The organism is Frigidibacter sp. MR17.14 (genome assembly GCF_037095735.1).
GTDB lineage: Bacteria > Pseudomonadota > Alphaproteobacteria > Rhodobacterales > Rhodobacteraceae > Frigidibacter.
Genome location: NZ_JBAWKD010000002.1, coordinates 61,868 through 83,625 on the forward strand (window position 1 = coordinate 61,868; position 21,758 = coordinate 83,625).

At 69.0% G+C, this 21,758-nt stretch carries 20 protein-coding genes; 9 read left to right on the forward strand and 11 right to left on the reverse strand.

The window, feature by feature from the left end; all coding sequences use genetic code 11:
• Positions 1-170 precede the first annotated feature (170 nt).
• From V8J36_RS05485 to V8J36_RS05495, 3 genes are all read left to right on the forward strand, one after another.
• Complete coding sequence (locus tag V8J36_RS05485; protein ID WP_336466270.1) at positions 171-1,232, forward strand: tyrosine-type recombinase/integrase; 1,062 nt, start codon at positions 171-173, stop codon at positions 1,230-1,232.
• 537 nt (positions 1,233-1,769) lie between these two features.
• Complete coding sequence (locus V8J36_RS05490) at positions 1,770-2,468, forward strand: DUF1194 domain-containing protein (RefSeq protein WP_336466271.1); 699 nt, start codon at positions 1,770-1,772, stop codon at positions 2,466-2,468.
• Positions 2,469-2,516: 48 nt separating this feature from the next.
• Positions 2,517-3,407, forward strand: a complete 891-nt coding sequence (locus tag V8J36_RS05495; protein ID WP_336466272.1) for an aminoglycoside phosphotransferase family protein — start codon at positions 2,517-2,519, stop codon at positions 3,405-3,407.
• On the opposite strand, the gene V8J36_RS05500 is transcribed toward V8J36_RS05495, so the two are convergent.
• The 8 genes from V8J36_RS05500 to V8J36_RS05535 all read right to left on the reverse strand — a co-directional run bounded on the left by V8J36_RS05500 (position 3,367) and on the right by V8J36_RS05535 (position 10,724).
• Positions 3,367-3,594, reverse strand: coding sequence for a ribbon-helix-helix domain-containing protein (locus V8J36_RS05500; protein ID WP_336466273.1), 228 nt, complete (start codon positions 3,592-3,594; stop codon positions 3,367-3,369). The two genes, V8J36_RS05495 and V8J36_RS05500, sit on opposite strands and share 41 nt — an antisense overlap.
• Positions 3,591-3,785 carry a DUF4169 family protein gene (locus V8J36_RS05505; protein ID WP_336466274.1) on the reverse strand — a complete coding sequence of 65 codons (195 nt, stop codon included), beginning with the start codon at positions 3,783-3,785 and terminating at the stop codon, positions 3,591-3,593. Before V8J36_RS05505 ends, V8J36_RS05500 begins: the two co-directional genes overlap by 4 nt.
• Positions 3,786-3,797: 12 nt before the next feature.
• Entirely contained in the window at positions 3,798-4,727 is a 930-nt protein-coding gene (locus V8J36_RS05510; RefSeq protein WP_336466275.1) for a DMT family transporter, read from the reverse strand.
• Between the two features lie 70 nt (positions 4,728-4,797).
• Positions 4,798-6,192: a class II fumarate hydratase gene (fumC, locus tag V8J36_RS05515; protein WP_336466276.1), complete on the reverse strand. Its 1,395-nt coding sequence runs from the start codon at positions 6,190-6,192 to the stop codon at positions 4,798-4,800.
• A gap of 107 nt (positions 6,193-6,299) precedes the next feature.
• Complete coding sequence (locus V8J36_RS05520; protein WP_336466277.1) at positions 6,300-6,743, reverse strand: SspB family protein; 444 nt, start codon at positions 6,741-6,743, stop codon at positions 6,300-6,302.
• Positions 6,744-6,827: 84 nt separating this feature from the next.
• Positions 6,828-8,069: a chromate efflux transporter gene (gene chrA, locus V8J36_RS05525; RefSeq protein WP_336466278.1), complete on the reverse strand. Its 1,242-nt coding sequence runs from the start codon at positions 8,067-8,069 to the stop codon at positions 6,828-6,830.
• 49 nt (positions 8,070-8,118) lie between these two features.
• Entirely contained in the window at positions 8,119-9,480 is a 1,362-nt protein-coding gene (locus tag V8J36_RS05530; protein ID WP_336466279.1) for a cytochrome P450, read from the reverse strand.
• Positions 9,477-10,724 carry a hypothetical protein gene (locus tag V8J36_RS05535; RefSeq protein WP_336466280.1) on the reverse strand — a complete coding sequence of 416 codons (1,248 nt, stop codon included), beginning with the start codon at positions 10,722-10,724 and terminating at the stop codon, positions 9,477-9,479. Before V8J36_RS05535 ends, V8J36_RS05530 begins: the two co-directional genes overlap by 4 nt.
• 285 nt (positions 10,725-11,009) lie before the next feature.
• Here V8J36_RS05535 and purQ point away from each other — a divergent pair, with 285 nt between their 5' ends.
• From purQ to V8J36_RS05555, 4 genes are all read left to right on the forward strand, one after another.
• Entirely contained in the window at positions 11,010-11,678 is a 669-nt protein-coding gene (purQ, locus tag V8J36_RS05540; protein ID WP_336466281.1) for a phosphoribosylformylglycinamidine synthase subunit PurQ, read from the forward strand.
• Positions 11,679-11,726: 48 nt separating this feature from the next.
• Entirely contained in the window at positions 11,727-13,508 is a 1,782-nt protein-coding gene (locus V8J36_RS05545) for a sensor histidine kinase (RefSeq protein WP_336466282.1), read from the forward strand.
• Between the two features lie 120 nt (positions 13,509-13,628).
• Positions 13,629-14,960 (forward strand): sigma-54-dependent transcriptional regulator, encoded by a 1,332-nt coding sequence (locus V8J36_RS05550; protein ID WP_336466283.1) that lies wholly within the window; start codon positions 13,629-13,631, stop codon positions 14,958-14,960.
• A 500-nt stretch (positions 14,961-15,460) separates the two neighbouring features.
• Positions 15,461-18,034, forward strand: coding sequence for an Rne/Rng family ribonuclease (locus V8J36_RS05555; protein WP_336466284.1), 2,574 nt, complete (start codon positions 15,461-15,463; stop codon positions 18,032-18,034).
• 85 nt (positions 18,035-18,119) lie between these two features.
• Here V8J36_RS05555 and V8J36_RS05560 read toward each other — a convergent pair whose 3' ends face one another.
• Positions 18,120-18,350 carry a sulfurtransferase TusA family protein gene (locus tag V8J36_RS05560; protein ID WP_336466285.1) on the reverse strand — a complete coding sequence of 77 codons (231 nt, stop codon included), beginning with the start codon at positions 18,348-18,350 and terminating at the stop codon, positions 18,120-18,122.
• Positions 18,351-18,518: 168 nt separating this feature from the next.
• Here V8J36_RS05560 and thrS point away from each other — a divergent pair, with 168 nt between their 5' ends.
• Both thrS and V8J36_RS05570 read left to right on the forward strand, forming a co-directional pair.
• Complete coding sequence (thrS, locus tag V8J36_RS05565; RefSeq protein WP_336466286.1) at positions 18,519-20,465, forward strand: threonine--tRNA ligase; 1,947 nt, start codon at positions 18,519-18,521, stop codon at positions 20,463-20,465.
• Positions 20,466-20,667: 202 nt separating this feature from the next.
• Positions 20,668-20,874 (forward strand): cold-shock protein, encoded by a 207-nt coding sequence (locus tag V8J36_RS05570; protein ID WP_336466287.1) that lies wholly within the window; start codon positions 20,668-20,670, stop codon positions 20,872-20,874.
• Positions 20,875-20,944: 70 nt separating this feature from the next.
• On the opposite strand, the gene V8J36_RS05575 is transcribed toward V8J36_RS05570, so the two are convergent.
• Both V8J36_RS05575 and V8J36_RS05580 read right to left on the reverse strand, forming a co-directional pair.
• A complete protein-coding gene (locus V8J36_RS05575; RefSeq protein WP_336466288.1) occupies positions 20,945-21,277 on the reverse strand; it encodes an arsenate reductase family protein in 333 nt (110 codons plus the stop codon).
• 48 nt (positions 21,278-21,325) lie between these two features.
• Positions 21,326-21,727 carry a DUF2177 family protein gene (locus V8J36_RS05580; RefSeq protein WP_336466289.1) on the reverse strand — a complete coding sequence of 134 codons (402 nt, stop codon included), beginning with the start codon at positions 21,725-21,727 and terminating at the stop codon, positions 21,326-21,328.
• Positions 21,728-21,758: the final 31 nt, after the last annotated feature.

Here is a 21,758-nt window from a genome sequence, read left to right on the forward strand (position 1 = left end):
ACCGATGAGGCGCTCGCCTACCTCTCGCGCCTTGGCATCCATACGAGCCGGTCCGGTCTCGACAGCGCGTTCAGGGATGGCCGGCTCAATCGCTTGCGGGTTCGCGGGCGCGTCCGAATCCTTTACCGTCCTGCCGATCTGCTGCAGGCGTTTGTCGTGGAGATCCAGCGTTGCCCCTCAAGCTCAGCAAACGAGGCGCGGTCTACTACCTCCGCGGCACCGTCGCAGGACAGCACGTTTACGAAAGCACTCGCCTTGGCGACAAAAAGTCGGCGGAGATCTACCGTGCCCGCCGCGAAGCCGAGATCATCGAACGTGCTGCCTTTGGGCGTGCGGCAACAACCACCTTCGCGGATGCCGCGCTGACCTACATGCAGGCCGGCGGCGAGGCGCGCTACCTCGGCCCGATCCTCGAGCACTTCGGTCCGCGCTTCCGCCTGGCCGACATCGACAACGACGCGGTGAATCGCGCCGCAGCAGCGCTTTACCCAACGGCCGCGCCCGCCACGATCAACCGCCAGGTCGTCACGCCGATCAGCGCCGTCGTGAACATGGCTGCCGACGATGGGCTCTGCCAGCCGCGCCGCTTTCGCCGGCGCGCCGAGAAGAACGTCCGCCTGCGCTGGCTGACCCCGGAAGAGGCAGAGCGCCTGCTCGCCGCCGCATCGCCGCGCGCAAAGGTCGTGATCGCCTTCCTGCTAGGCACAGGCTGCCGGGTGAATGAGGCCTTGCGCCTGCAACGCGCCGACCTCCACCTCGACACCTGCGAAGCATGGGTAAGCGAGACCAAGAACGATGAGCCGCGGATGGTCAGCTTTCCGACCCGATCCCGCCGCTACCTAGTGACCGCGCAGTTACCCGAGGCGGGCGCCGTGTTCAGGACGCCGAAGGGCGTCCCCTACCGCCTGAGGAACGAGGACGGGCAGGCGCTCGGCGGTCAACTGAAGGCCGAGTTCGACAAAGCGTCGGATGCGGCGAAGCTACCGCGCGTCACGCCTCACGAGCTCCGCCACACCTGGGCTACGTGGTTCTATGCCCAGACCAAGGACTTCGGCGGGCTGATGGATTTTGGGGGCTGGAAGAAGGCCGACATGGCGAACCGCTATCGGAAGATCGCACCGTCAGACTTGGCCGCACGCCTCGCCAAACACGGCTGGCAATTTGGTGCAAAATCCGTGCAGGACGAAGCCGCCGGATCAGAAAACGTCAACGAAATAAGGGGAATTGGGTGACATGTGGCGAACCTTAGCAGGGGTGTGCCTTCGACCACTCGGCCACGTCTCCGCCGACCCGTCTATCACCCTAAGCCACGAAGAAACAACCCTGAAACCTCTGCGACCAGAAGCCGCGACGGCAGGTTTCCAACCTGCTGAAAAGGCAGGAAAAGGCGCAGCCCGGCGCCGCCGCGCGCAGACGCGCGGCCGCGAAAGGCCAAGGCTCGGACGGCAACCGCATCGAATCTGGGACCGGCGACGGAACCGGTGCGATGGGCGAACCACGCAACACGCCTTGAAGAACGCCCGTCTTTCAACGGCCCGCCCCCCCCTGTGGCAGGAAGCCCGACGGGCGCAGCACGCGCCGCGCGCCATCCCCCCGCGCCACGCACGGGGTGACGCGGCGCGGGTCCGGTGCGGCCCGGCGGACGCCGTTGCCCCTGCCCCGGGCCCGCAGCCCTTGGCGGCGTCGCGTCCCGCAACGGCGCCCTGCTTTGGTCGCGGTCGGGCGGCTCGGCTCTTCCTTGGTTAACCGAATCATGCGCAAGCTAGGACATGCACAGCTTTTCGCGTCTCGTTGCCATCGGCACCGCAGTCGCCTGCGGATGCCTGATCGCCGCCCTGCCCGACCGTCCCTCGCGGGCCGCCACCCGCTGTGATGTCGCGCTGGTGCTTGCCATCGATGTCTCCGGATCGATCGACACCGGGGAATATCGCCTTCAGACCGACGGGCTTTCGCTCGCCCTCTCGGACCCCGACGTCGTCTCGGCGCTGGTTTCGGGCGGCGCGGCGGTGACGGTGATGCACTGGTCCTCGGTCTTCCAGCAGCAGGTCGTGATCCCGTGGCGGCGCGTCCAGGAACCCGCGGATGTCGAGGCGCTGGCCCGCGACGCCGCGGTCATCCCGCGCAGCTTCACCCGCTCGGACACCGCGCCGGGCGAGATGATCGCCACCCTGCCCGACCTCTTCGCCACCGCCCCCGCCTGCGCCCGCAAGGTCGCCGACATCTCGGGCGACGGCCCGGTGAACGCCGGCCGCCCGGTGCCGCCCGAAAGCAAGCGCGCGCAAGAGGCCGGGATCACCCTGAACGCCATCGCGATCGAGGATCGCGGCGGCGGCAACCCGATCACCGAATTCTACCGCCGCTACGTGATCACGCCGGACGGTTTCGTCCTGACGGCGCGCGGTCTCGGCGATTATGCGCCGGTCCTGCGCAAGAAACTCCTGCGTGAACTCGTGATTCCGACCGGGTGAGGCCCGCGGGCGATTGCACTTTTCCGCGCCGTGGGTAGGGTCGCGCGCATGGACCAGCTCGATCCGCTTCTGTCTCGCGTCCGCCGCGCCTTCCCCAAGTACCGGTTCGAGGCCGTGACCGCGCGGCGCGACGGGCTCGACTGTCTCGCGATCGAGATCGATCACGACTGGATCGCCAAGATCCCCCGGCACGAGGCTGCGGCGCATCGCCTGCGGCGCGAAGCGGCCCTGCTGCCGCTGATCGCGGCGGCGGTGCCGGTGGCGGTGCCCGCGCCCAGCTACGACGACTGGCAGCCGCCGATGACGCTGCACCGGATGATCCCGGGCGTGGCGCTGACGCCGGCGCTGTACGCGCTGCTGTCCTCGCCCGAGCGCAACCGGCTGGCCACCGACCTCGCGCGCTTCCACCTCGGCATGCACCGGATGCCGTTCGAAGGGCCACGGGCCTTCGGCGCCGGCGAGGTGCCCGACCTGCTGCCCGCGGCGGTGATCCGCGCCCGGGCGATGGCCCTGTTGCCGGCCGCGATGCGCCCGCGCGCGGCGCTGGTGCTGCGCGAGATCGACGATCTGGGCCCCGATCCGCTGGGCCAGGTCTTCGGCCATTACGACGCGCATGGCGGCAACATGGCCTGGGACCCCGACACGCGGGTGCTGAACGGGATCTTCGACTTCGCCGATGCGGGCTTCGGCGACCTGCACCGCGACTTCGTGCCCGCGGGCTTCGTCTCGCCCGACCTGTCGGAACGGCTGGTGGCGGCCTATGCCCGCGAAAGCGGCCTGCCCGTCGACCCCGAGCGGGTGCGTCTGCTGACCGCCGCGCACCGGCTGTCGGAACTGGCCGAGGCCACCGATCTTCCCGATGCGATCCCCGGCCGGATCCGCAGCCTTGCGCAGTGGCTCAACGCGATGCCAAACGTGCCCGCAGCTCGGCGAGGATGAACAGCCGGATCGCGGTCGCAAGCCCGGTGTCCGGGTCGCGCCCGTCGTCGATCTGGGCCGCCAGCCCGTTGATCGTCGCGCCGCGAAGGGCCGCGATCTCGCGGAAGGCCTGCCAGAACGCATCCTCGAGCGTGACGCTGGTGCGGTGACCGTGCAGCGTCAGCGAGCGTTTGACCGGCCGGCTCACGCGTCCTCGTCCCCGTTCGCATCGCGCTGATGACCGTCGAGCAGCGCCTGCCGGCGGGCCTCGGCGGCGGCATCCGCCGTGCGCTCGGCCTTGCTGCGGCCGAATTTCGCGGCATTGGCATCGGCGGCGCTGCGGGCGTCGCGGCGGGCCTTGTCCTTGCGGAAACGGTTGAGGTTGATCGGCTCTGCCATCGGGCGCTCCGGTCAGGCTGCGGGGCTGGTGCCCTTGGATGCGGCCGCCCCGGCGCGAAGGCAAGTGCTTTCCGCGCGCTGGACGGCCCGGCGCTCGGACCGCACGCCGAGCCAGGTGCCGCCCAGGATCAGCGCCGCGCCGATCAGCGTGGCGGCGCCGATCGGCTCGCCCAGCAGCGCCACGGCCAAGAGGACGCCGAACAAGGGCTCGGTCCCCATCAGCAGCGTGACCCGCGTCGGGCTGGTGTGGCGCACGGCGGCGTTCTGCACGTAGAAGGCCGCGATCGTGCAGAAGAGCGACAGAAACCCGACCGCCGCCCAGAAGCTTGGCCCGGCCTGCACCGTCAGCGGCTGCCCGGACCCGAGGATCAGCACCAGCATCACCCCCGCTACCGTCACCCCCTGCACCGCCGTCAGCGCCGCCGACCCCAGCGCCCGCCCGGCCATCAGCCGCTTGGTCGCGACGACCATCACCGCCCGCAGGCAGGCCGCGCCCAGCACCAGCAGGTCGCCCGCGCCGAAGCCCGAGACCCCGCCCGCCAGCACCCCCACGCCCGCCACCGCCAGCACCGCGCCGCCGAGCACGCCCCGCGGCGGCAATCGCCCGCGCAGCCCGAACTCGAGAAACGGCGTCAGCACCACGCAGAGCGAGATCAGCAGCGCCGTGTTGCTGGCCGAGGTCATCGCGACCCCCCAGGTTTCGACCAGGAAGATCGCCGAGAGGATCGCGCCAAGCGCCGCCCCCGCCGCCAGATCGCCGCGCGCGGCCCGCCGCAGCCCGGGCGCGGCCAGCGCGCCCATGACCACCGCGGTCAGCGCGAAGCGGTAGAAGATCAGCAGCAGCACCGGCGCCTGCAACAGCGCGCCCTTGGCGACCGGATAGCTCGCGCCCCAGACCACCGCCACACCCAGGACCGCCAGATCCGCCCAGATCGCCCGCATCGAAGCCCCCCGTCATGACAACGGCCGCGGAAAACTCCGCGGCCGCCGTGGTTCCAAACTCAGGAAAGGATCAGTCCTCGGGGCCGACCATCAGCTCCGGGCGCACGATGCGGTCGAAGGTCTCGGCATCCACGAAGCCGAGCGCGATCGCCTCTTCCTTCAGCGTGGTGCCGTTCTTGTGCGCGGTCTTGGCGACCTTGGTGGCGTTGTCATAGCCGATGGTCGGCGCCAGCGCCGTCACCAGCATCAGCGATTCCTTCATCAGCTTGTCGATCCGCGCCACGTTGGCCTGGGTGCCGACCACCATGTTGTCGGTGAAGCTGCCCGCCGCGTCGCCCAAGAGCTGCATCGACTGCAGCACGTTGTAGGACATCATCGGGTTGTAGACGTTCAGCTCGAAATGACCCTGCGAGCCGGCGAAGCCCACCGCCGCGTCATTGCCCATGACATGGGCGCAGACCATGGTCAGCGCCTCGGCCTGGGTCGGGTTGACCTTGCCCGGCATGATCGACGAGCCGGGCTCGTTCTCCGGCAGGATCAGCTCGCCCAGACCCGAACGGGGGCCAGAGCCCAGCAGACGCAGGTCGTTCGCGATCTTGAAGAGCGAGCCCGCGACCGTCTTCAGCGCGCCCGAGAACATGACCATCGCGTCATGGGCGGCCAGCGCCTCGAACTTGTTCGGGGCGGTGACGAAGGGCAGACCGGTGATCTCGGCGATCTTCGCCGCGATCGCCACGTCCCAGCCCTTCTTGGTGTTCAGGCCGGTGCCGACGGCGGTGCCGCCCTGCGCAAGCTCGTAGATCGCCGGCAGGCACATCTCGACGCGCTTGATGCCGTTCTCGACCTGCTTGGCGTAGCCGCCGAATTCCTGGCCCAGCGTCAAGGGCGTCGCATCCTGAGTATGGGTGCGGCCGATCTTGATGATGTCCTTGAACTCTTCCGACTTCGCCGCCAGCGCCTTGTGCAGCTTGGTCAGGCCCGGGATCAGCACGTCACGCGCCATCATGCCGATGGCGACATGCATCGCGGTCGGGAAGGTGTCGTTCGACGACTGGCCCATGTTGCAATGGTCGTTCGGGTGCACCGGCTTCTTCGAGCCCATGACGCCGCCCAGGATCTCGATCGCGCGGTTCGAGACGACCTCGTTCGCGTTCATGTTCGACTGGGTGCCCGAGCCGGTCTGCCAGACCACCAGCGGGAAGTTGTCGTCGAACTTGCCGGCGACGACCTCACCCGCGGCCTGCACCATGGCGCGGCCCAGCGTCGCGTCCAGCGCGCCGGTGGCCATGTTGCACTCGGCCGCGGCCTGCTTGATCACGCCCAGCGCGCGGACGATCGCCACGGGCTGCTTTTCCCAGCCGATCGGGAAGTTGATGATCGAGCGCTGGGTCTGCGCGCCCCAGTACTTGTCGGCAGGAACTTCGAGCGGGCCGAAGCTGTCGGTTTCGGTGCGGGTCGCGGTCATGGGCCTGTGCCTCCCGGATGCTGTTCGGCACCGGGAATAGGAAAATCCGCGCGGCTTTGCAATCGGCATGCAGCGGCATACCGACGCTAACATCTCTCAGATGCGGGTCATTTCCGCCAGGTGTCCAGACGCACGACCTCGGCGTCCTGCTTGGGCGCCGGCGGCGGGTCGTCATCCTCGTCCTCGTCCTCATCGCTTTCCTGCGTCTCGAAGCGCAGGCCGAACTCGACGGACGGATCGACGAAGGTGCGGATCGCGTCGAAGGGGATGTAGAGCGGCTCGGGGTTGTCACCGAAGTTCAGCGTCACCGCGAAGCCCGCGTCATCGACGGCGAGGTTGTCGAACCAGTGCTGCATGACCACGGTCATCTCGTCGGGATAGCGGTCGCGCAGCCAGTCGGCCAGCTCGGCATCCTCGTGCGAGGTGTCGAAGGTGATGAAGAAGTGGTGCTGGCCCGGCAGCCCGTTCTGCGCGACATCCTCGAGAACCTCCTGAATCAGGGCGCGGAGCGCCTTGTGCATGAGGTTTCCGTAATCGATGCTGCGCGCCATGGTTCCAACTTCCCGGGTCCGGTCTTTGGGCCGAGCATAGGGAATTTGGAGCCGATGAAAAGTGCCGCCTTACGGCGGATCTTCTCAACCGAGAGCGGCAAGGACCAGCCCTGCCAGCGCCGAGCCCGCCAGCACCGGCATCAGCGAAACGTGCAGGCGCAGCAGCGCAAGCGCCGCCCCCGCCGCGATCACCCCCGCGCGCCAGTCGAAGGCGGCAAGGTCCGGCAGCGGCAGCGCCAGCGGCCCGTCGCCCGGGGGGCCGAACAGCAGGTGCAGCGCGAAGATCAGCGCGAGGTTCGCGATCACGCCGACGACGGCGGCGCTGATGCCCGCCAGCGCGCCCGCAAGCCGCGGCCGGCCGACGATGCGGTCGAGATGCGGCGCGGCGGCGAAGATGAAGAGGAACGAGGGCAGGAAGGTGACCCACAGCACCAGCCCCGCCGCGGCCAGCCCCAGCCCCCAGCCGCCCTGCCCGTACCCCGCGAGGAAGCCCACGAATTCCGTCACCAGGATCAGCGGTCCGGGCGTGGTCTCGGCCAGGCCCAGCGCGTCGATCATCTGGCCGGTGGTGACCCAGCCGCGGCCCACCGCCAGCTCGTCCACCATCCAGGCCAGAAGCGCATAGGCCCCGCCGAAGGACAGGACCGCGAGCCGAGCGAAGAACGTGCCGATCTCCAGAAGCACGCCCCCGCCCGCAAGCCACAGCGCGGCCAGCGGCGCGAGCCACAGGACAAGGCAGGCCAGCGTCGCGCGATGGGTCGGGGCCGCGGCCCCGGGCCGGGGCGCGACGGGGGCGGAGTTCGACAGCGCCAGCGTCCCGGCCAGCGCCGCCGCCGCCAGCACCAGCGGGAACGGCAGCCCGAAGACGAAGAGCGCCGCGAAGGCCGCCAGCGCGATCACCCGCGCCGCCCGCGTCTTCAAGGCCTTGCGCGCGACGCGCAGAAGCGCCTCGATCACGACGGCGACCACCGCGGCCTTCACCCCCAGAAACAGCCCCGCCACCCAGCCAAGCCCGCCCCAGGCGACATAGGCCGCGGCCAGCGCAAGGATCAGCACCGCGCCCGGCAGCACGAAGAGCCCGCCCGCGATCCAGCCGCCCGCGACGCCGCCGCGCCGCCAGCCGGCCCAGGTCGCGACCTGCATCGCCTCGGGCCCCGGCAACAGCATGCACAGCGACAGCGCCGAGAGGTATTCGGCCTCTGAGAACCAGCGCCGCTCCTCGACCAGTTCGCGGTGCATCAGCGCGATCTGTGCGGCCGGCCCCCCGAACGAGGCGCAGCCGATGCGCAGGAACACCCTTGTGATTTCGCTCAGGCGGGTCTGCATCCGGGGCTCCTGTCGTGGCTCCCGCGCCTTCTGGCGGCGGCAGGTGACGTCAGGATGACGATCCGCCCCGGCGCGAAATCCGCAAGCGGATTCCGTCGCGCGCCCGCACGGTCAGATGCGCGACCGGCACCGGCACATCGCCCTCGACAGGATCGAGGCGCAGCCCGCGCAGGATCGCCGCCAGCATCAGCACGCCCTCGGCCATCGCGAAACCCGCGCCGGGGCAGACCCGCGGCCCGGCCGAGAACGGCAGATAGCCCGCGCGCGCGCTCTCGCGGGTTTCGGGGCGCGCCCAGCGGTCGGGGTCGAAACGGTCGGGTTCCGTCCAGATCCGCTCGTGCCGGCCAAGGTGGAAGGACGAGATCACCACCTGCGCACCGGGGGCGATGTCGCGGTCGCGGAAGCGTTCGGCCTGCGTCGTCTCGCGCACCATCATCGGGACCGGGGCATAAAGGCGCAGCGCCTCGCGGAAGACGTCACGGGTGAACTTCAGCCGCGAGAGGTCCGAAAAGCCGGGGTTTTCCGGGAAGGCCCGCGCCTCGGCGGCGACGCGGTCCTGCGCCTCGGGATGGGTGGCGAGCAGGTAGAGCGCCCAGGCCAGCGCCGAAGCCGAGGTTTCGTGACCGGCGAGGAAGAAGATCGCGACCTGATCGACCATTTCCCCGGTGGTGAAGCCCTGGCCGGTGACGGGGTCGGTGGTGGTCATGATCTTGGTGGCAAGGTCGTCGGGCGCGGTGCCCTCGGCGATCCGGGCGGCGCGCTCTGCCGTCAGCCGGGTGATCAGCGCCCGGATCTCGCGCGCCGAGGCGGTGACGGCACGGCGATGCGGGCGCGGCAGCCAGCGCGGCAGCGGCAGAAAGGCCGCGAGATTCAGCAGCGGCTGCGTGCGCTGATAGCGGCGGAAGGCCTGAAAGACAGCCGAGGCCAGCGCGTGCTCGATCGGGATCGAGAAGAGCGTGCGGAAGATGATGTCGGCGGCGGCATGGCTGCACTCGGCCTCGATCTCGACGGTGCCGGGCGCGAGCCGCGCCTCGGCCGCACGGGCAGCGGCCCACATCGCCGGGAAGGTGTCGCGCAGGCGCCCGCCCTCGAAGGCGGGGTCGATGATCCGGCGCTGGCGCTTCCATGTCTCGCCATTGGTGACGAAGACCGACCGGCCCAGAAGCGGGGCCAGACCTTCGCGCACGCGGTCGGATTTCGGGAAATGATCGGGGCGTTCTTTCAGAACCAGATCAATCAGATCCGGATCGTTGCACATGTAACTTCTGAAGAATGGTGTGCGGAATTCCGCCATCCAGGCCCGGTAGAGCCGCTCCGGCTGCGCCGAGAGGATGTCGGCCCGGAACAGCCTGAGATAGCGCCAGAGCCCGACCCGGTCGGGGCGCGCTGCGGGCTTGGGCGGGACGCTCATGCAAGGGTCCGGTAACGGTTTTGCGCCAAGGTGATCCGGCTGGGCGACGGGGGGCGGGAGCCCAGACGCTCGGCCAGCGTCATCGGGCCGGCGGTGATGCGGAAATAGTCGTAGTCGTCGGGGCGGCCGGGGAGGTTGTCGAAGGCCGAGAGATATTGGAAATGCAGGCGGAAATACTGGCGGCGCAGCCGTGCCCAGGTCTCGGGCCGCAGCGTCTGCGAGAAGGCGGCCGAGAGCACCAGCGGCCAGCGCTGGTCCGCGGGCGCCACGCCGGAAACGGACACCGGGTCGCAGAGTGCGAAGGCGCAGCCGTCGCCCGGTGCGGTCACGTCGATCCACGTCAGCTCGTCGCGGGCCGAGAGATAGGCGAGATCCGCGCGCAGCCGCGCCGCCCCCGGCAGGAACGAGACCATCGGCACCACCTGCCCAAGGGTCAGGAACGACAGCTGCGCCCGCCCCGCCGGCAGCCCGCCGCGGATCAGGTCGGCCAGCACCGAAACACCCAGATGCGCGCCAGAGGAATGGCCGACGACCAGCACCTCGTCCCAGCCCTCGTTGAGTGCGGTGCGAACGCGCTGACTGAACTCGGCCAGCCGCGCCTCGAGCTCTGGCGGGTTCGCCCCGCGGCCGCGCGCGCCATAGGCGTAGTCGTGCATCAGGTAATAGGCGTAAAGCCGGTGGTCGATCCGCTTGAACCGCACCAGCACCCAGCCCGCCAGCGCGGCGCCGGCAAAGACCGCCCCCAGCCCCACGCCCCAGCGCGGCACCGTCGAGACGTGCCCGAGCCAGGCCACCGCCGCCGCCAGCAGCGCCCCGACAAGAAGCGCCAGCACAAGCTGCCCCAGCAGCACTGCAACCGGATAGAGCGCCGCGACGATCGGCCCGCCGCGCAGCCGCGCCAAGCGGAAAAGCGTGCCATCGGCGAGGTAGATCCAGGCGGTGCGGCCAAGCTGGGCATAGGTGGCCGCGATCGACTGGCCCATCGAGGCGCGCACCAGATCGGACCAGACCAGAACGTCGACCTCGGTCTCGACCGCCTGCCCCTCGATCCGCGCCGCGACCTTCCAGCCGTAGCGCCGCCCGCCGGCACGGGCGCTGAGCCCGATGTCATAGCCCGAGAGCGCGGCCTGGGCCTGCGCCTCCTTGCGGTAGAGCTCGCGGTAGCGGCGCGGATGGAACGGATCGTAGCCGGGGATGTAGAACACCCGCCGCCGCCTGACGCCCGCCTTTGCCACCTCTGCCACTGCCCGCCCCTTCGCTGCCGCGTCACGGTAGGGGACAAATCGGGCGGGTTTAAGGGGGAATGGCGGCAAAGGGGGCGCTGCCCCCTCGGGCTGCGCCCTCACCCGCGGGATATTTGGACCAGTAAGAAAGGCATTTTCTCATCGGTTCAAAATATCCCGGGGGGAATGCGCGCGCCAGCGCGCAGAGGGGCGGAGCCCCTGCCCTTCAGTCCCTCCGGCTTCGCGCTTCCCTCGCGCAGGGGATGGGTGTATGGGAAGCCGTCCCCGCCAGCCCGGAGCCTGCCGATGAAAGCCGCCGTCCTCACCTTCCCCGGTTCGAACTGCGACCGCGACTTGGCCGTGGCCTTCGAGGCCCAGGGCTTCGAGGTCGCCCGGGTCTGGCACAAGGACAGCGCCCTGCCCGAGGGCACCGATGTCGTGGGCGTGCCGGGCGGCTTCTCCTATGGCGACTACCTGCGCTGCGGCGCGATCGCGGCGCAATCGCCGATCGGGGCCGCGGTGAAGGCCTTCGCCGACAAGGGCGGCTTCGTCATCGGCATCTGCAACGGCTTCCAGATCCTGACCGAGATGGGCCTGCTGCCGGGCGCGCTGATGCGCAACGCCTCGCTGAAATACATCTGCAAGCCGGTCGCCCTGCGGGTCGAGACCGCCGACAGCGCCTTCACGTCGGCGCTGGCGAAGGGCGACGAGATCACCCTGCCGATCGCCCATCACGACGGCAATTACACGATCGACGCCGAGGGGCTGGCGCGCCTGAAGGGCGAGGACCGCATCGCCTTCTCCTATGTACAGAACCCGAACGGCGCTATGGCGGACATCGCCGGCGTGCTCAGCGCCAACCGCCGCGTGCTGGGCATGATGCCCCACCCCGAGCGCGCCGCCGACCCGGTGCAGGGCGGCACCGACGGATCGGCGCTGTTCCGCTCGATTCTCGGTCAGCTGGCCACTGCCTGAGCGCCCGCGCTTGAGGTGCCGCAAGCCCGCCGGTAAAACGGCGGGGCAATGACGGTGCGCCCTTCCTCCAGCGCCCGGCCCGAGGCCGAGGCGATCACCGCAAGCGACCGGCGTGCCGGGCGCTGGTGGCTGCGCGGCGCGATCGGGCTGATCGTGCTGGTCGCGGTCGCGGTGATCTGGACCACGAACTCCTGGCTGACCGCGCGCTTCACCGAAAGCACCCGCAACCGGGCCGAGGTGCGCGTTGCGCTTTACACCGGCAACATCATTTCCGAGCTGCAGCGCAACTCGGTGGTGCCGCTGCTGCTGGCGCGCGACCCCGAGCTGATCGGCGCGCTGAACAGCCAGAACTATTCGCTGACCTCGTCGCGGCTGATCTCGGCGCAGAAAGAGATCGGCGCCGCCTCGATCCAGCTTCTGGATGCGCAGGGCCGGGTGGTGGCCGCGACCGACCGCAACCGGATCGGCGCGAATTTCGCCAAGGAAAGCTTCTTCATCTCGGCCCAGCGCTCGAAGGAGACGATCTTCACCGTCTCGAGCCAGGACTCGGGCGGCTCGGCCTTCACCTATTCGCGGGCGGTGACCTTCGACAACCAGTTCCGCGGCGTGATCCTGGTGGGCGTCGACCTGACCCGGTTCGAGCGCAGCTGGTCGGTGATCGCCGATGCCGTGGCCGTCACCGACAGCGAGGGCCGCATCATCCTGGCGACCGAGCCGCGCTGGCGGGGCCTGACCATGGCCGAGGCGCTGTCGGTACGCTCGGCCCCCTCGGCGATCCAGCGGGCGCTGCAGGCCACCGCCGACTGGGCCAACCCCGCCCCCGACGCCTATGTGCAGGGCGAGGCGGTGATGCGGGTCGATGCGCGCGTGCCGTTCCGCGGCTGGCGGATGACCGCGTTTTCCACCTACGATTCGATCCGCGAGCGGGTGAACGCGGTGCTGGCGCTGGAAATCATGCTGTTCGCGATCCTGATGGCGGGGGCCTTCTACCTGCTGCAACGGCGCGCCCGGCTGCAGAGCCGCGTTCTTTTGCGCGAGTCGACGGAACTTCGTCAGCTGAACTCGCGTTTGCAGCGCGAGATCGCCGAACGGGAAAAGGCTCAGAAGGACTTGGCCGTCGCCGAACAGACGCTTGCGCAGTCGTCGAAACTCGCCGCCCTCGGCGAGATGTCGGCGGCTGTCAGCCACGAGCTGAACCAGCCTCTGGCGGCGATGAAGACCTATCTGGCCGGCGCGCGCCTGCTTCTGCAGCGCGACCGCCCGACCGAGGCGATGTCCTCCTTCCAGCGCATCGACGACCTGATCGAGCGGATGGGCGCGATCACCCGCCAGCTGAAATCCTATGCCCGCAAGGGCGGCGAGGCTTTCGAGCCGGTGGACCTGCGGCTGTGCCTGAGCTCGGCGCTGACGATGATGGAGCCGCAGCTGCGCACCCGCGCGGTGCGGATCGTGCGCTCTGTCCCGCGCAGCCCGGTGATGGTCATGGCCGACCGGCTGCGGCTGGAACAGGTGATCATCAACCTGCTGCGCAACGCGCTGGATGCGACGCGCGACCAGAAAAGCCCGCAGATCGACATCCTGCTGGCCTCGGGCGAGACGGCGAGCCTGTCGGTGCGCGACAACGGCACCGGGATCGCCGATCTCGACAAGCTGTTCGAACCGTTCTGGACCACGAAGAAACCCGGCGACGGCGTGGGGCTTGGCCTTGCGATCTCGTCGGGGATCGTCACCGACCTCGGTGGCCGGCTGACCGCGCGCAACGCGGCCGACGGCGGCGCGGTCTTCGAGATGAGACTGCCGCTGCTGGGCGAGGCCCGCGCGGCGGAATGAGACCTGCGGCCCGCGCGGGGGCGGCGCCGGATGGCGGCGGCCCGCGCGTTTGACGTGCCGTGACGACCCGGCCGGGGCACCGGCCGGCCACAAGAGACAACAAGCGGAGACGCAGACAAAATGGCACGTACGATGAAGGTCGCGATCGTCGATGACGAACAGGACATGCGGCAGTCGATCAGCCAGTGGCTGACCCTGTCGGGGTTCGAGACCGAGACCTTCTCCTGTGCCGAGGATGCGTTGAAGGCGATCGGCAACGACTGGCCGGGCGTGGTGGTGTCGGACATCAAGATGCCCGGCATGGATGGCATGGCCTTCCTCAAGCGGCTGATGGGCCAGGATTCGGGCCTGCCGGTCATCATGATCACCGGCCATGGCGACGTGCCGATGGCGGTCGAGGCGATGCGCCTTGGCGCCTGGGACTTCCTGGAAAAGCCCTTCGATCCCGGCCGGATGACCGAACTTGCGAAGCGCGCGACCCAGCACCGGCGGATGACGCTGGATGCCCGCGCCCTGCGCCGCGACCTGGCCGACGGCACCGGGATCATGGAAAAGCTCATCGGCTCGTCGAGCCCGATGGAGCGGTTGCGCGAGGACATCCTCGACCTTGGGCAGGCCGACGGCCATGTGCTGATCGACGGCGAGACCGGCACCGGCAAGACGCTGGTTGCCCATGCGCTGCATGCCGTCGGGCCGCGCGCCTCGAAGAAATTCGCCTCGATCTCCTGCGCGGCCTTCTCGGAAGAGATGCTGGCGCAGCGGCTGTTCGGCCCGGTCGAGGAAGGCGGGCCGCTGCCGCTGGTGGAAGAGGCCCGCGGCGGCACCGTGCTTCTGGAAGACGTCGAGGCGCTGAGCCAGGCGCTGCAGGCGCGGCTGCTGACCTTCATCAACGACCAGGGCACCCCGGCAGAGACCCGGATCGTGGCGATCTGCAACGATCACCAGGCCGGCCGCACCGTCGAGGACGCGCTGCGCCCGGACCTGTATTACCGGCTGTCGGCGCTGAAGATCACCCTACCCCCGCTGCGGGCCCGCGGCGAGGACATCCTGACGCTCTTCACCCGCATGGCCGAGCAGTTCGCCGATGAATACGGCTGCGAGGCGCCCGTGATCACGGCGCAGGAGGCCGCGCAGCTGCTGCAGGCGCCCTGGCCCGGCAACATCCGCCAGCTGATCAACGTGGCCGAGCGCGCGGTGCTGCAGAACCGCCGCGGCACCGGCTCGATCGCCTCGCTGCTGATGACCGAGAACGAGGCCGCGGGCCCCGTGATCACGACCGAGGGCAAGCCGCTGAAAGAATATGTCGAGAGCTTCGAGAAGATGCTGATCGACAACACGATGCGCCGTCACAAGGGCTCGATCACCAACGTCATGGACGAGCTCTGCCTGCCCCGCCGGACCCTGAACGAGAAGATGGCCAAGTACGGTTTGCAGCGGTCGGATTACCTCTGACCCCTCGCGAACATAGGGGCAGCAGCGCCCGAGCCGGGGGGGCGCAGTCAAGCCTTCGGGGGGACCCGCGGTCCCCCCCGACCTTCCCTGTTGCAACAGTCGTTCCAAAAACCGATTGTGTTCATCTTGCATTCACACGTATGATTCATCGTATCGGCTTGGCCGTGCCCGACCGGGTACGCCGCCGCCGATCCACCAGTTTCGCAGCCGTCCGGCGGGCGCCGGGTCCCTCGATGGATCCGCCCGAATGACGGCCCGAGAGGGCCGCGAGGCCGAATTCGTCCCGGTTTCCCGGGGCATCAACGGGCGCCACGGCGCCAGGAACAGAACCGCGATGACCTGCGTGAGGACGACGGACCGGACAGTGGAGCAGCGCATCGTCGCCGCTCCCGCGCCCCGCGCCGTTCTCGGGGGTCAGCGCCTCAGCAGTGAAAGCAGCCAGATGACCGCCGGGGCCCGCCAGGGTCGCGGTGCGCGATCGGCTGCGAGATACAGGACCAATGGCAAAGAAGATGCTCATCGATGCCACCCACGCGGAAGAGACCCGCGTCGTGGTGGTGGACGGCAACAAGGTCGAGGAATTCGACTTTGAGACCGTAAACAAGCGGCAGCTCGCAGGAAACATCTACCTCGCGAAAGTCACGCGGGTCGAACCCTCGCTGCAGGCCGCTTTCGTGGATTACGGCGGGAACCGGCACGGCTTCCTCGCCTTCGCGGAAATCCACCCGGACTATTACCAGATCCCGCTCGCGGACCGTCAGGCGCTGCTCGAGGAAGAGCGCGCCTATGCCGAGGCGCAGGAGGCCGAAGAGGCCAGCCGCTCGAAGCGCCGCCGCCGCAAGCCGCGCCCCGAGGCTGCGGTCAGCGATGACGCGACCCTGTCGGGCGACGAGATCGCCGGCATGGACATCGTCGAGCTCGACGAGGGTGACGACGCCGCCGAACCGGTCGAGACCGCCGAGTCGCAGGCCGAGGACCAGCCCGAGACCGCGGGCGACGAGCCCTATGTCGCGGCCGACCACGCCGCCGACAGCGACGAGGACATCGAGTCGGTCGCCGACGAGGATGTCACCGAAGAGATCCGCAGCCCCCGCAAGCCGCGGGCGCGCCGCTACAAGATCCAGGAAGTGATCAAGGTCCGGCAGATCATGCTGGTCCAGGTCGTGAAGGAAGAGCGCGGCAACAAGGGGGCTGCGCTGACCACCTACCTGTCGCTCGCCGGCCGCTACTGCGTGCTGATGCCCAACACCGCCCGTGGCGGTGGCATCAGCCGCAAGATCACCAATGCCGCCGACCGCAAGAAGCTGAAGGAGATCGCGGCCGAGATGGAGGTGCCGGAAGGCGCCGGCCTGATCATCCGCACCGCCGGCAGCCAGCGCACGCCGCAGGAGATCCGCCGCGACTACGAATACCTGATGCGGCTCTGGACCCAGATCCGCGACCTCACGCTGAAATCGATCGCGCCGGCAAAGATCTATGAAGAGGGCGACCTCATCAAGCGCTCGATCCGCGACCTGTTCTCGAAGGAGATCGACGAGGTCATCGTCGAGGGCGACCGCGGCTTCCTGGAAGCCCGCGACTTCATGAAGATGATCCTGCCGCAGCAGGTCCATCAGGTGAAGCACTACCACGAGACGCTGCCCCTGTTCGCGCGCTATCAGGTCGAAAGCTACCTGTCGGGCATGTTCAACCCGACGGTGCAGCTGAAGTCGGGCGGCTACATCGTCATCGGCGTGACCGAGGCGCTGGTCGCGATCGACGTGAACTCCGGCCGGGCCACGAAAGAGGGCTCGATCGAGGACACGGCGCTGAAGACGAACCTCGAGGCGGCCGAGGAGGTCGCGCGCCAGCTGCGCCTGCGCGACCTTGCGGGCCTGATCGTCATCGACTTCATCGACATGGAAGAGCGCAAGAACAACGCCGCCGTCGAGAAGCGCCTGAAGGAGAAGCTGAAGACCGACCGCGCGCGGATCCAGGTCGGCCGCATCTCGGGCTTCGGCCTGCTGGAGATGAGCCGCCAGCGCCTGCGCCCCGGCATGCTCGAGGCCACGACGCAGCCCTGCGCCCATTGCCACGGGACGGGGATCATCCGCTCGGACGACAGCCTCGCGCTGTCGATCCTGCGCGCGATCGAGGAAGAGGGCACCCGCAAGCGCTCGCGCGAGGTGCTGTTGCGCGCACCGATGTCGGTGGTGAACTTCCTGATCAACGCCAAGCGTGAGCACATCGCCCAGATCGAGGCGCGCTATGGCATGTCGGTGCGGATCGAGGTCGACCCGACCCTGATCTCGCCGGATTACCAGCTCGAGAAGTTCAAGACCGCGACCCGCGCGGTGCCGGAAGCGACCTCGGTCGTGATCTCGGGCACCGATGCCGGGCTGATGCCGGAAGAGGTCGAGATCGAGGCCGTGGTCGTCGCCGAAGAGGTGGTGGTCGAGGCCGAGGTGGTCGAGGCGCCGGTCGAGGCGGCAGCGGACACGCGCCCCGAGGGCGAGGGCGACCGCGGTCCGAAGAAGAAGCGCCGCCGTCGGCGGAAGCGGAAGGGTCTGGGCGCCCCGGGTGAGGTCAACGGCGCAGCCGAGGGCGACGATGGCGACGACGAGGGTGACGAGGCCGAGGCCGCTGACGCCGAGGTTGCGGCAGAGCCGGTGGCAGAACCCGTCGCCGTGCCCGAGCCCGTGATCGAGTCGGCCCCGGCCGCCGCGGTCGAGGTCGTGCCCGAGGCCGTCGTCGAACCGGCCGCCGAAGAGGCCGCGCCGAAGAAGAAGCGCGCGCCGCGCCGCAAGAAGGCCGAGGCCCCTGCCGAGGTGGTTGCACCCGAGCCCGCACCCGAACCGGTGGCCGAAGAGGCCGCGCCGAAGAAGAAGCGTGCCCCGCGCCGCAAGAAGGTCGAGGCCGAGCCCGCCGCAGAGGTCGCCGAGGTCGCTGCCGAGCCTGCGCCCGAGCCCGTTCCTGCGCCGGTCATCGAGTCGGCCCCGGCCGCACCGGTCGAGGTCGCCCCGGCCTCTGCCGAGCTGGAACCGACCGCCGAGGACGACGGCAAGTCGAAGCGCCGGGGCTGGTGGGCGCGCTGAGCGCCCCCCTCGCCTGACAGATGAAAACGCCCCCTGTCACAAGCAGGGGGCGTTTTTCGTTACGGGCCTTGCTGGCGGGACGGCCTCAGCCGCGCTCGACCACGTAGCGCCTGACCTCGCCCGCGGTCTCGGCCGCGACCAGCCGGTGCCCGCCCTCGCGGCAGAAATGCGGAACGTCGATCCACGAGGCGGGGTCGGTCGCCAGAAGCCGCACCTGCGTGCCCGAGGGCAGCTGCAGCAGCCGCTTGCGCAGCCTGAGCACCGGCAGCGGGCAGAGCAGCCCGCGCGCGTCGATCTCGATCATCCCGTCCTGCATCGGCCCCCTCCTGCTGTGCCCTTGCGGTAGCGCGCACCCTGCCCGGCTGTCCAGCCTTGACCGCCGGCGGGGGCCGTTGACACCCCGCCGCGAACGCGGGATAGAAGGCGCCGTACATAACCCGCAACCGGGCGTTCCGTGGGCGCCAAACCGACGAGGAGAGCCATCATGGCCCAGATTTCCCTCACCTTTCCAGATGGCAACAGCCGCGTCTACGACGCCGGCGTGACCCCTGCCGAGGTCGCCGCCTCGATCGCGCCGTCGCTCGCGAAGAACGCGATCTCGGCCAGCGTCGACGGCGCGCATTGGGATCTCGCCTGGCCGATCGAGGCCGATGCGAAGCTCGCCATCAACACGATGAAGGATCCCGAGCCCTCGCTCGAGTTGATCCGCCACGACTTCGCCCATGTCATGGCCCGCGCCGTGCAGGAGATCTGGCCCGACGTGAAGGTCACCATCGGCCCGGTCACCGAGACGGGCTGGTTCTACGACTTCGACCGGTCCGAGCCGTTCACGCCCGAGGATCTGGGCGCGATCGAGAAGAAGATGAAAGAGATCATCAACGCGCGCGACCCGGTGAAGACCGAGGTCTGGGACCGCGCGCGGGCGATCGCCTATTACGAAGAGCGCGGCGAGACCTTCAAGGTCGAGCTGATCGCCCGCATCCCCGAAGACGCGCCGATCCGCATGTATTGGCACGGCGAATGGCAGGACCTGTGCCGGGGCCCGCACCTGCAGCACACCGGCCAGCTGCCGGCCGATGCCTTCAAGCTGATGGGCGTGTCCGGCGCCTACTGGTTCGGCGACGTGAGCCGCCCGCAGCTGCAGCGCATCACCGGCGTGGCCTTCCGCAACCGCGACGAGCTGAAGGCGCATCTGACCATGCTCGAGGAGGCCGCGAAACGCGACCACCGCAAGCTCGGCCGCGAGATGGAGCTGTTCCACCTGCAGGAAGAGGCGCCGGGCATGGTGTTCTGGCACCCGAACGGCTGGACGGTCTATCGCCTGCTGCAGGAATACATGGGCCGCCGCCAGCGCCGCGCCGGGTATAAAGAAATCAAGACCCCGCAGGTCGTCGACCGCGTGCTGTGGGAGAAGTCGGGCCACTGGGACAACTACCGCGAGAACATGTTCATCGTCGAGGTCGACGAGGAAGGCGCGAAGGAAAAGCGCATCAACGCGCTGAAGCCGATGAACTGCCCCTGCCACGTGCAGGTCTACAACCAGGGCCTGAAGTCCTACCGCGACCTGCCGCTGCGTCTGGCCGAGTTCGGCTCGTGCCACCGTTACGAGTCCTCTGGCTCGATGCACGGGCTGATGCGGGTGCGGGGCTTCACGCAGGATGACGCGCACATCTTCTGCACCGAGGACCAGATCGAGGAAGAGTGCGGGGCGTTCATCGCGCTCCTGTCCTCGGTCTACAAGGATCTGGGCTTCGAGAGCTTCGACATCAAGCTGTCGACCCGCCCCGAGGTCCGCATCGGCTCGGACGAGACCTGGGACAAGGTCGAGGGCGCGCTGAAGGGCGCGATCGAGCGGCTGGGCCTGCCCTACGAGATCAACGAGGGCGACGGCGCCTTCTACGGGCCGAAGCTCGATTTCAAGCTGACCGACGCGATCGGCCGGCAGTGGCAGTGCGGGACCTTCCAGGTCGACCCGAACCTGCCGGACCGTCTGGGCGCGGAATATGTCGGCGAGGACGGGGCCAAGCACCGCCCCTACATGCTGCACCGCGCGATCCTGGGCTCGTTCGAGCGCTTCATCGGCATCCTGATCGAGAACTACGCGGGCAAGATGCCGTTCTGGCTGGCGCCGCGGCAGGTGGTCGTGGCCTCGATCGTCTCGGACGCCGACGGCTATGTGGCCGAGGTCGTCGAGGCGCTGGCGAAGCTTGGCATCCGCGCCGAGGCCGACACGCGCAACGAGAAGATCAACTACAAGGTCCGCGAGCATTCGGTGGGCAAGGTGCCGGTGATTCTCGCCATCGGCATGAAGGAAGTCGAAGAGCGCACCGTTTCCGTGCGACGCCTTGGCGAGACCCGCACCGAAACCTTGGGGCTCGATGCTGCGGTTGCACAATTGGCTGCGGAAGCCAGGTCGCCCGACCAGTGCTGACAGGCCCTGCAGGGGGGCGGAGCACCCGCCCTTCTGCGAGAAAGCTTGATTTTCGGTTCGAAACCCGCACTCTCATTGTTGCGTGACCGCAGACTTTCCTACCGCTTCCTTCCCTAGGCAGCCGGACTCGGAAGACCTGGCTGCACGGCTCGCGGGCAATAGCGCCCCCGGGATTGAGGTGATTGTGAGGAGAGGCGCGGTCATGGCCACTGGCACCGTGAAATGGTTCAACAGCACGAAGGGTTACGGCTTCATCGCCCCGGATGAAGGCGGCAAGGACGTGTTCGTGCATATTTCCGCTGTCGAGCGGGCCGGATTGAAGGGCCTGAACGACAACCAAAAGATCGGGTACGAACTGCAGTCGGGCCGCGACGGCCGCGCCTCGGCGACCGATCTGAAGCTGCTCTGACCCCCTTTTCTGGCCCCCATCGCGGGGGGCGCGACGGCCCCCGGGACGGGGGCCGTTTGCAGCGGGCGGGCTAGCGGCTGGCCAGCAGCCGGTCGAGCGTCGCCGCAGACCATCCCAGTGTCAGCAGAGCGCCCGAGCGCACGACCGGGCGCTTCATCAGCGTGGGATGCGCGGCCAGAAGCGCGTCGGGGTCCTGCGCACGCTCGTCCTCGGACAGGCTGCGCCAGGTGGTCGAGGCGCGGTTCACCAGCTTGTCGCCAAAAGCCGCGAGGAATTCGGCCCGCTCGGCCGCGGTCAGCGGATCGGCCCGCAGGTCGCGGAAGCTGACCTCGGCCCCCTCGGCCTGCAGGGCGGCGCGGGCCTTGCGGCAGGTGTCGCAGGTGGGAATGCCGTAGAGGATCATGGGCCCTGGCCTTTCGGAAGCTGTCGCCCCGCTTCTATCCCGGCAGGGTCACGAGGTGAAGGCGCGGGTGATCAGCACGCCCGCCCAGGCGGCGAGGCCCGTCAGGACGGTGCCCCAGGCCATGTCGGTGGCGACCATCACCGGCGACCAGCCGCGCAGGGTGGCGTAGTTGGTGAATTCGTAGGTGCCATAGGCCATGGCGCCCACCAGCGCGCCGCGCCAGAGCGCCTGCCCCGGCACGCCCTCGCGCAGGGCCGGATACGAGACCAGCGCGATCAGCCCCGCCACATAGGCCAGGTAGAAGACCGCCGCCGGGCCCAGCCGCAGCTCTGGCGCCAGCAGGTCGCCGATGTTGCGCGCGAAGAGCGGGTGGATCACCGACTTCAGCATCACCGCGTCGAGCAGCAGGAAAACAAGCGAAGTCGAAATGTAGAGGGTCAGGATCTGCATGGGCTGGTCTCCGGGTATCGTGCAGGATACG